At 61.1% G+C, this 7,327-nt stretch carries 6 protein-coding genes; 2 read left to right on the forward strand and 4 right to left on the reverse strand.

All coding sequences use genetic code 11. The features are described from left to right. Positions 1–91: 91 nt before the first annotated feature. The 3 genes from JWQ61_RS01285 to JWQ61_RS01295 are packed head-to-tail and all read right to left on the reverse strand — an operon-like array spanning position 92 to position 3,606. The gene (locus JWQ61_RS01285; RefSeq protein ID WP_304358919.1) at positions 92–1,972 is read right to left on the reverse strand and encodes an iron-containing redox enzyme family protein; all 1,881 of its coding nucleotides are present in this window, start codon (positions 1,970–1,972) and stop codon (positions 92–94) included. After that, a complete protein-coding gene (locus tag JWQ61_RS01290) occupies positions 1,962–2,837 on the reverse strand; it encodes a fatty acid desaturase (RefSeq protein WP_304358920.1) in 876 nt (291 codons plus the stop codon). Before JWQ61_RS01290 ends, JWQ61_RS01285 begins: the two co-directional genes overlap by 11 nt. Further along, the gene (locus JWQ61_RS01295; protein WP_304358921.1) at positions 2,827–3,606 is read right to left on the reverse strand and encodes a sterol desaturase family protein; all 780 of its coding nucleotides are present in this window, start codon (positions 3,604–3,606) and stop codon (positions 2,827–2,829) included. Before JWQ61_RS01295 ends, JWQ61_RS01290 begins: the two co-directional genes overlap by 11 nt. A 693-nt stretch (positions 3,607–4,299) precedes the next feature. Between JWQ61_RS01295 and JWQ61_RS01300 the strand changes: the two genes are divergently transcribed. Further along, positions 4,300–5,640, forward strand: coding sequence for a hypothetical protein (locus JWQ61_RS01300; protein ID WP_304358922.1), 1,341 nt, complete (start codon positions 4,300–4,302; stop codon positions 5,638–5,640). A gap of 89 nt (positions 5,641–5,729) precedes the next feature. Here the strand turns inward: JWQ61_RS01300 and JWQ61_RS01305 are convergent, their stop codons facing one another. Further along, positions 5,730–6,419: a GntR family transcriptional regulator gene (locus JWQ61_RS01305; protein ID WP_120236245.1), complete on the reverse strand. Its 690-nt coding sequence runs from the start codon at positions 6,417–6,419 to the stop codon at positions 5,730–5,732. A gap of 196 nt (positions 6,420–6,615) precedes the next feature. On the opposite strand from JWQ61_RS01305, the gene dctP reads away from it, so the two are divergent. Beyond that, positions 6,616–7,327 (forward strand): TRAP transporter substrate-binding protein DctP (dctP, locus tag JWQ61_RS01310; RefSeq protein ID WP_304358923.1); only part of this gene is annotated, 712 nt, incomplete at its 3' end.

The following is a 7,327-nucleotide window of genomic DNA, read 5'->3' on the forward strand; positions in this document are numbered from 1 at the left end:
GTCCAGGTAGAGCGCCAGCCAGGGATTGGGATCGCGCGGATCGTGTGCGCGTTGCAGGAAATCGTCGCTTTGCATGGTGTTGGCCCGGTGGTTAATCTTGTATGTGTTCCAGCTGCATCAGGTACAGCTGCGCGGTGCGCTTGGCTGTGGCGTAGATGGCCTCGGCCGCCTTGGGATCCAGGGCCAGCGTGATTTCTATCGCGGCCAGCCAGCGCGCCAGGTGATGTTCGTCGTTGGCGCCATGGTATTCCAGGAAACGGAAGGCCTGCGGCGGCAACGCGACCTGTTGGCGCAGCAGCGGCAGCAGCGCCGGCACGATGCGTTGCCCGGTGCCTTCTATGATATAGATCGCGCCCAGCAGCCCGACCGGATTGGGACTGGACGCCAGGGCGTGCAGATAACTGTTGAGCGCCTCGCCGCCCGGATTGCGCTTGAGCGCAGCGAGCGGCAGTTCACCGCCGGCAGCCTGGTAATCCTGGTACAGGATCTGGAAATCGTTCTGCTCTTCGCCGGCATGGGTGGTGATGAGCTGGCCCAGCGCGGCAAACTCGCCGTTGAGCGAAGCAACCGCTTCGCGCATCCACAAACTGCCTTCCTTCACCTGGGGCACCCATTGCGCGGTCCAGTTGCGGTAGGCGGCGACGTCGAAACGGCCGCTGACCAGGCGATGGATCACCGGGGTGCGCCAGGCTTGCGAACGGTAGTCCTGCCACAGGCTGGCAAGGCGCGTCAGCAGCGGCTGCAGCGGCAGCGGCGCATCCTCCGGCTGATGCGGAGCGGCTATCGCCGGCGTCGATGCGGCGGTGCTGCTGCTGGCTGCCGCCGCCGGCTGGTTGGATTCGGGCGCGTTCGCATCCTCTACTTCAAACAGCATGTAGGCGGCAGTGATGCGGCCCGATTCCGGAATGAAGCAGAAAATCTTTTCGCCGGCGCGCAGCGTTTTTTTCTGCAGGAACTCGGCCAGCATGATGAAAATCGATGCCGCGCCGGTGTTGCCGCGGGTAGCCAGGTTGCTGTACCAGCGCTCGGCCGGGATCGTCAGTCCCGCTTTGGCCAGCAGCTCTTCAACCACCGGCATGAACTTGGCGGAAGAGTAGTGGCACAGGAAATGGTTGACCTCTTCGGACTTGATCCATCCGGCTTCCACCAGCTTGACGTATTCATGGATGCAGACGTCGAACAGGTGCGGCAGCAGGCGGATATCCTGGCGCAGCGAGAGCGCCCCGGCCGCCTCGGCTTCGCTCGAGGAGGCAAAGTCCAGGAACGATTTGCTGCGGTCTTCCGTCAGGCCGAGCTGCATGCAGACCGGATAGTCGCCGGAAAAGCTTTTCTGGTGCACCCATTTGAGCTTGATGCGCAGGCCGTTGCGTGGCTGCGGCTGGCGGCTGAACAGCATTGCGCCGGCTCCGTCGGACAGCATCCAGCGCAGGAAATGGGCGTCGAAATCGCTCTGGTAGCCGCGCGGCGCAAAGCGGCTGCGCTTGAACATGCGCGACGGCATTTCGGCGGCGACGGCCAGCGCTTGCCGGTGGGTGCCAAGTTCTATCGCCTGTGCGGCAAACTCTATCGCGCTGACGCCCGCCGCGCACACGCCCTGGCTGGACAGGGTCTGCATGGGCGGCGCGCCCAGCTCGCCCTGGATCATGTTGGCAAAACCGGGCATCAAGGCGTCGCCGCCGGAAGAGCCGACGCTCAGCAAGGAAATCTGCTCGAGCGTGGTCTCGGTCTGCCGCAGGCAGTCGCGGATGGCGCTGGCCGCCAGCTGGGCGTGGTTTTGCACGGTATTGCCTTCGGCATCGATGGCATAGTGCCGTGTCTGTATGCCGTTCTCCGCCAGGATGCGTTGCTTGATGCGGCCCGAGATCCGGTTGATGGGAGCGATGTAATGATCCATCTCGTCGTTGCCGACGGGCTCTCCGGGCAGGTGCAATCCTGCGGCGGCGAGATACACGCGATTGAACTCAGTTGGCATTCTTTTTTCCTGGCGGCATAAGGCTGCGGCTGGACCGGCGCGGCCACAGCAGACTCAAAATGAAAGTACGAAACATATAAGACAGTAGCGGCCCCGCATTCAGTTGCGGATGCAGCAGGTGACGATAACGCTGGTGCAGGCCGGGCAATTGCGTCCAGTGCGCGCGCGGATGGTGGTGGTGCGCCGTATGAAAGCCGATATTGAACAGCAGCGGATTGACCAGGCCTTCGAAATTGCGGGCGAAATCGACCGGCGAGCCGCCGTCTGCATGGGCATGCTGCAGGTAATTGGTAGCCAGCAGCCAGTGCAAGCCGTGCAACTGCGGCAGCAGCACCAGCAGCAGGAATTTATGCCAGTCGAGCCAGCCTAGCAGTATCCAGAGCAAGGCCACCGCGAGGTATTGGCGCAGGAAATAATAAAATACGCCGGCATGGCGCCGCCGCATGCGGATCAGCCAGCGCCATATCAAGGGGTAGAGGGCAACCGTCGCCTGCAACGGGTGCAGCAGGTAACCGAGCAGATGGTTGGTGTCGCCACCAAAACGATAGGTGCGCGCCACGTCCAGCGGGCCGTGGCGGTAGCGGTGATGGTTGCCGTTGTGGGCCGGATAGAATACGAAAGTGGGGTGGCCCTGCAACAGCGTGATCCAGAAATCGGTGAGGCGGTTGAGCCACCGCTTGTCCCACATGCGCAAATGGGCGTGGTTGTGATGGATGACCCCAGTGCCCAAGGTCAGGAACAGCAGCAAGCCGTACAGCAGCGCATTCGGCAGCGACAGGTAGGGATGACGCCACAGGTAGGCGACCAGCAGCGGCAAGGCAAGGATATACGCCACGCTTTGCCAGTCGCGCCGGTTACGCAGCATTCTGCTTCTCGTCCGGTTTTGTGCCGCGGGCGATCCTGGCTTCGGCGGCGTCGGGCGCCAGTTCGGTGGCAAACAGCCGATCCATGAACGGGAACATGAAACCGTAATTGCCGCGGTAGCAGGCGTGGTGCAGATGATGGCGGCGCGCGCCGTTGAGCCACCAGCGGTCGCGGTCGGCGTCGGGCAGGTAATCGTAGTTGGAGTGGCCGATGTTGTTGAATACGATGCTGAAGACCGGCACGAAGGCCAGCGAATAGATGCTGAAATCGTGCAGCAGCATGGGCAGCAGCAGTACATTGCCCAGCATCATGGCTTCCAGCGGCGTGAAGCTGTAGCAAGTCCAGGGCGTGGTGACGACAGAGCGGTGGTGCGGCAGGTGGAACCGCTTCAGCCAGGAGACATGCAGCAACCTGTGGCTGAGGTAAAAATGCACTTCATTCCAGACCACCATGAACAGGATTTCGAGCGCAATCTGCCAGCCGGATGCCTGTTCGGCCAGTTTCGCCCAGCCGAGCTGCAGCAAGCCCCAGGGGAACACCATGCCGGTGCCGAACAAAAAAATGGTGACGGCGGATTCGCCCAGTTCGCGCCGCAGTTGCTGCGGCGCCAGCGGCCGCGGATCAAGCACCCGGCCATAACCGAAGGCGGGCAGGATGCGGCGGCTGAGCAGCCAGTTGAGGCCGCCGAATACAAAATACAGGCAGGCGAAAAATACGATGCCAACGCCCATGATGGTGTACCACTGGCAAGTCAGGATGAAATCGCGCATGAGATTGGGGGCTGGCTTTAGGAGCCGGTTCTTTTAATGATTGTCGCGAACGTATATTGTCTCGACGCAACCCTGAATTTCGCGATAATAGCATGTTGCCAACGGCGCGTAGAGGGTGCGGGAACAATAAATATCACTGCAGCGCCGGCCCCAATTGACTGGCCGCCGAACAGAGATGACCACAGAGAGATGACGGCAGGCTGACCAAGAATGTCACCCGCCTGACCGTGTTCGTCAGCGTTGCAGCATGCTTCATGCGCAAAATATCTTTCTAATCCGCTCGGTAACCATTGTGCGCGCGTGTAACGCTCTGTTTCCCTGTTTTGCCGTGACGTGGTGGCACGATGTTTGCGATACATCGGCAAATCCGTGAGCAGGCTTCATTCCGAAGCCTGCAGTACGGCGTGGACAATGGTTCACGCATCTACAGCAAAGATTAAAACAATGCCCTCAAAAATGCTTTCTCCGGCATCGTCCCGCCGGATTCCTCCGTTCGCGCTGCCCTTGCTGCTTTCCCTGCCTCTGCTGCTTGCGGCCTGTGGCGGCGGTGGCGGCTCATCCGATTCTTCTGCCAGTCCGAGCGCCCCTTCGACTGCCGCGCCGGCCACGCCTCCTGCCGCACCGGCGACGACACCGCCGGCCACCGCAACACCGGCAACGCCGCCAGCTTCGGTGCCGGTCGCGGATTTTAGTGTGGCAACGAAAGTAATCGCCACCGGCGCAACGGGCAAGGTCTTCGGCCTCAAGGCCAATTTTTTCAATGACGGCCTGGTCCCGCCCAGCCCGATGTCGAATTACGGCTTTCCCAACCCGGTTATCCCTGTGGTGAATGCGGATGGCAGCCTGGATGTAGCCTGGCTGGATTATTCTGGCGCGACGCAGTCGTCGGTGTCCGGTCTGGCGGCGCCCGGCACGATCAGCATCACCCATGTCAATCCTGACCTGAGCGCCGGCGCCACAACGGCGACCAGCCTGCGCTCGTACAAGCTGCTAGGCTTCACCAAGGATGCCAGCGGCGCCTTCTATGTAGCCTATAACGTCGACCATCCATACCGGAATACGGTCGCGGGCGACGTCAATAACGTCAATGGCAACGAACTGCATATCGCCAAGGCGTCCAGCGCCAGTTTTGCAGTGAAGGCGTGGGACACCCTGGTGTTCGGCAACCAGGACAACAGCAAGGACAAGAGCAAGGGCAACCCCGGCACGGCAGGGGGCGGCGCCTTGAGCTATGACGCAGTGAACCAGAAGCTGGTGCTGTATGTGGCGCACCAGATGGCCTGGGGCGATAACGGCACGCGCCACCAGGCCGGTTATTTCCGCTACTTCGATGGCGTTACCGGAAGCGTCGTGACGCCTGCCGGCAATGCGATGAACATGGGGTCGGCCTGGTTCTATTCGCACAATTTCAACCAGCGCCTGCTGATCGACAACGGCATCGCCTACACCCTGGCGCATGGCGACGCCTACCCGCGCCAGCTGGGCCTTTCAGCGCGCACCTTGGGCGCATACCTGAGCAGCGACGGCACCGTTTTCGATAAACCTTACCAGGCCATCGACGGCGCCGTGGGTGACAACACCACCAACGCCGAGACCGGCCAGTTCATCAAACTGGGCAGCGGTGATTTTGCGATTGTCCATGCGACATCGCAAGGCCGTGCAGCGCGCGACGTGCGGGTCAGCCTGGTCAGCGGCACCGACGGCAGCGTGCGTTCCAGCGCCTGGCTGACCAGCAATGCCGCCAACACGCAAGCCATCATGCCTAAGCTGGAAGCATACGGCAGCGGCTTTGTGGTGTCCTACGGCCTGTGGAATTCAAGCAGTCGCACCAACCGCGCGATCGAGTGGCATTTCATGCAGCTGGACGCCAGCCTGAATCCGCTGCTGCTCTCGAATCCTGTGCTCGGCATCGAATTCGTCGCCGATCTGCCGCTGCTGCGTTTCACTGGCGGCCCTAACGCCGGCCGCGTGGGCTGGGTTTCCGGCAATGACCAGGGGACCTTGAGCGTGAACCTGGTTCCCGCTGCACACTAAGCAGAAAGCACGGAGCAGGGTAGAGCAAGCCGTGCTGTCCCACTCTGCTGCCTGAGCCGCTGCGGCCAGGCCGTCGCCAGGCGCAGCGCTTAATTATAGATGTGCTGCGGCTCCGGCATGGCAGTCAGCTGCTGCAATGAAGCAATCAGGTCGACAAAACGCTGCCCCTGCACCGTGACGTGCTGGCGCAGCAGGTCGGCCGCCAGTTCGCTGTCGCCGGCGATGATGGCTTGCACCACGCCGTCGTGCTCCTGGTACGAAACTTTCAGGCGGTCGCGCACCCGCAGCTGCAGCCGCCGGTAAGGCCGCAGCCGGCGCTGCAGCGACTGCGCCTGGGCCGCCAGGAAGGCGTTATGGCTGCCTTCGTAGATGGCGCCATGAAACGCTTCGTTCATGTAGAAATAGGTGTCGGGATCCTGCGCATCGCGCGCTTCCATGCATGCCTGGTGCGCCGCCAGCAGGCTGGCCTGTTCCTCGCCCGACATCCTGCGCGCCGCCAGCCGGCCGCACATGGCTTCCAGTTCCGCCATCACCTCAAACATTTCCACCAGCTGCCGCGGGCCGATTTCGGCAACCACGGTGCCGCGCCGCGGCCGCGTCACCACGATGCCCATCGAAGCCAGCTGGATCAACGCTTCCCGCACGGGCGTGCGGGAAACCCCGAACTTGATGGCCAGGTCGGTTTCATCAAGATGCTGGCCTGGACGAAACTCACCAACCGCGATCATCTCTTCGATGGTTTCGCGCAGCGATTCCGAGCGATTTTTTGTCGTGAGCATAATTTGGCCGTTTCTGGGATTATGTGTATTCGAGATTTGATTGTAAGGCGTATTTATTCGTTGACATAAAAATGTTTTATGGAATATTGTGTATACAAGGAAATAAAAAAAGAATACATAGCATCTATCTTCAGCAATAACCGCATGAAAAGTAGCTAAAACTGTATCGATAGTTTTTCCAACACAGGGAGGGGATATGTCTTTAATCAGCAGGAGGACGGTGCTGGGCGCGCTTGCGAGCACACCGTTCTGGTCTATGTCGTCAGTATGGGCGCAATCGGGCGCCTTGAAAATTTCCCACCAGTTTCCCGGCGGCACCATCAGCGAGGGCGACTTCCGCGACCGGTTGACCCGCATGTTCGCCGCCGAAGTCGGCAAGCGCACCAAGGGCAGCCTGAAATTCGAAATCTATCCTGGCTCTTCACTGATGAAGACCAACTCCCAGTTCTCTGCATTGCGCAAAGGTGCCCTGGATTTTTCCCTGGTGCCGCTCAATTACGCCGGCGGCGAAGTGCCGGAAGTGAACATCGGCCTGATGCCTGGCCTGGTGACTTCGTATGAGCAGGGCGCGGCCTGGAAGAATTCGGAAGTCGGCAAGGAGTTGTCGCGCATCCTGCTGGAAAAGGGCGTGATCATTGTCAGCTGGATCTGGCAGGCCGGCGGCGTGGCTTCGCGCGGCAAGCCTATCATCGATCCGTCCGACGCCAAGGGCCTGAAGGTGCGCGGCGGTTCGCGCGAGATGGACCTGATCCTGAAAGAAGCCGGCGCCGCCGTGGTGACGCTGCCTTCCAACGAAATCTACGCGGCGATGCAGACTGGTGCGATGGATGCCGCCATGACGTCGTCGACCTCGCTGATTTCCTTCCGCCTGGAAGAAGTCTCCAAGAGCCTGACCAGCGGCCGCGACA

The organism is Collimonas fungivorans, from assembly GCF_028292705.1.
Lineage (GTDB): Bacteria > Pseudomonadota > Gammaproteobacteria > Burkholderiales > Burkholderiaceae_D > Collimonas > Collimonas fungivorans_B.